Below are 1,598 nucleotides of genomic sequence, written 5' to 3'. Positions count from 1 at the left end.
ACTCAAGTTTCGGAAGTAAGAATTATCAACAACCTGCTATACTGCGATTTTTTCGTAGAAGTTTACAAACCGGTTCATCTTATCAGCCTTGTAGATAATTTTGTACATGATTCCGTCATCAAATCCGAACTCTTCATCTGCAGTCTCAACGATACTCATGATCAGTCCCCATGCTTTCTCGGTAACGGAGAGTTCGCGGACATCATCGGCAGTTCCCCTGAACAGTCCTCCGATCGTTTCATAGTCAGAGAACCTTCTGGCAAGCGAGAGAAAATCGTATTGTAGAGAAGTGATCGTAACATGGGCTATCTGTGCCGCAAAATACCAGGACTGGCATTTATCCATATAGAGCAGGGATTTCTCCTCCTTATTGACGACCTCTATGCCCCATCTCATAGAGTAGATTTTAAAGGCATCTTCAAAGGATAATTTCAGATTGGTAGTCAGATATCCTCTCCATTCGGAACGCTTGCTTTTCCTTGTCAGGAAGAGGCGGACCCTCTGGTCATCCATCATCACGTTCGCATAGATAAAGGAATAGCCGTACTTCCTGTGATGGCTGTGCCTGTTCTTCTTCCACAGCATCTCTGCCAGAGTCTTCGCCGTATACAGTTTTCCACGACAGGCGTAATGGCGTTTTGACATCTTGATCATTCCAAGGTATTCACAACCATTATGTATCCTACGGACATATCTTACAAGGTCAGTGCAGGTAAACCAACTGTCATTCAGTACGTAGTCAAAGTGAATCCCGGCTTTGACAACACGCCCCGTCATGTCTTTCATCAGGTCTATCTTGGATTCGCAGCTCTCTTCCCTGCGTCCGGCAGCCTGTGTTTTCTCCTTGTCTGAAGAATGGTGCTGCCGGGCAGCCACGCTTTTTGTCAGGCCAAAGTCACTGCCCTTACTTTCTCGGGTAAGTGAAAGATCAAGCAGCAGCTGGCTGATACCATCTGATATGCAAGCAAACAGGGCCTTATAACCGGGATGATAATTGTGGTCTACATGGGAATAGATCTTGCTGACCAGTTCCGTCTGCCAGCTTCTCTTGATAATATCCGTGTCATCAAAGATCAGGACTGTCGGCAACTTTTGGTTTTTATGGTCTGAACGGACCGTGATGAGATTCCATATCTGAGTGCTGAGCTTCGCCATGATCCTCCGCCAGTCAATGGTTTCGTCCTTCATAAACTCATAGAAAATATCACGATGCCCGCCAAACAGGCCCGCCAGGGAAGTTCCTGTATACTGTGACGGATTCCTGATACCAAAGAACGGGAACAGCAGCAGGCACTGGAGAACAGCCATGGGAGTGAACCGGCAATTCGGCCTGATAATACGGTCCTTGAAAAGGACGCGTTCATTAAACTTTACATTATGCATCATCTGGAGGATGACTGACATCGGGCTTTTTTTACCATCTTTTGAGAAATATTTGCCGATTTCTGAAAGTATTTTCGTATCTTTGTTCATGAGTTTGAGCGTTTTGTCTGTTTATTTTATCAATACAAATATACAAAATTTCCCTGTAACAAGGGCACTCAAACTCACTTTTATTTGTTAAATAAATCAATTCTTTTTACTTCCGAAACTTGAGT

The 1,598-nt window shown here is 44.4% G+C and carries 1 protein-coding gene; it reads right to left on the bottom strand.

The window, feature by feature from the left end; all coding sequences use genetic code 11:
- Window positions 1-36 precede the first annotated feature (36 nt).
- Window positions 37-1,473 carry an IS4 family transposase gene (locus tag NG821_RS12485; protein WP_252761985.1) on the bottom strand — a complete coding sequence of 479 codons (1,437 nt, stop codon included), beginning with the start codon at window positions 1,471-1,473 and terminating at the stop codon, window positions 37-39.
- Between the last annotated feature and the right edge of the window lie 125 nt (window positions 1,474-1,598).

Origin of the sequence: Segatella cerevisiae (genome assembly GCF_024054555.1) — a bacterium.
Classification (GTDB): Bacteria; Bacteroidota; Bacteroidia; order Bacteroidales; family Bacteroidaceae; genus Prevotella; species Prevotella cerevisiae.
The sequence above is the reverse complement of the archived record's forward strand: the minus strand, read 5'-3'. Positions and strand labels throughout refer to the sequence as shown.

Bases quoted from the DNA above. Each gene is read 5' to 3' on its own strand.
- NG821_RS12485 (WP_252761985.1), bottom strand. From the start codon at position 1,473: ATGAACAAAGATACGAAAATACTTTCAGAAATCGGCAAATATTTCTCA.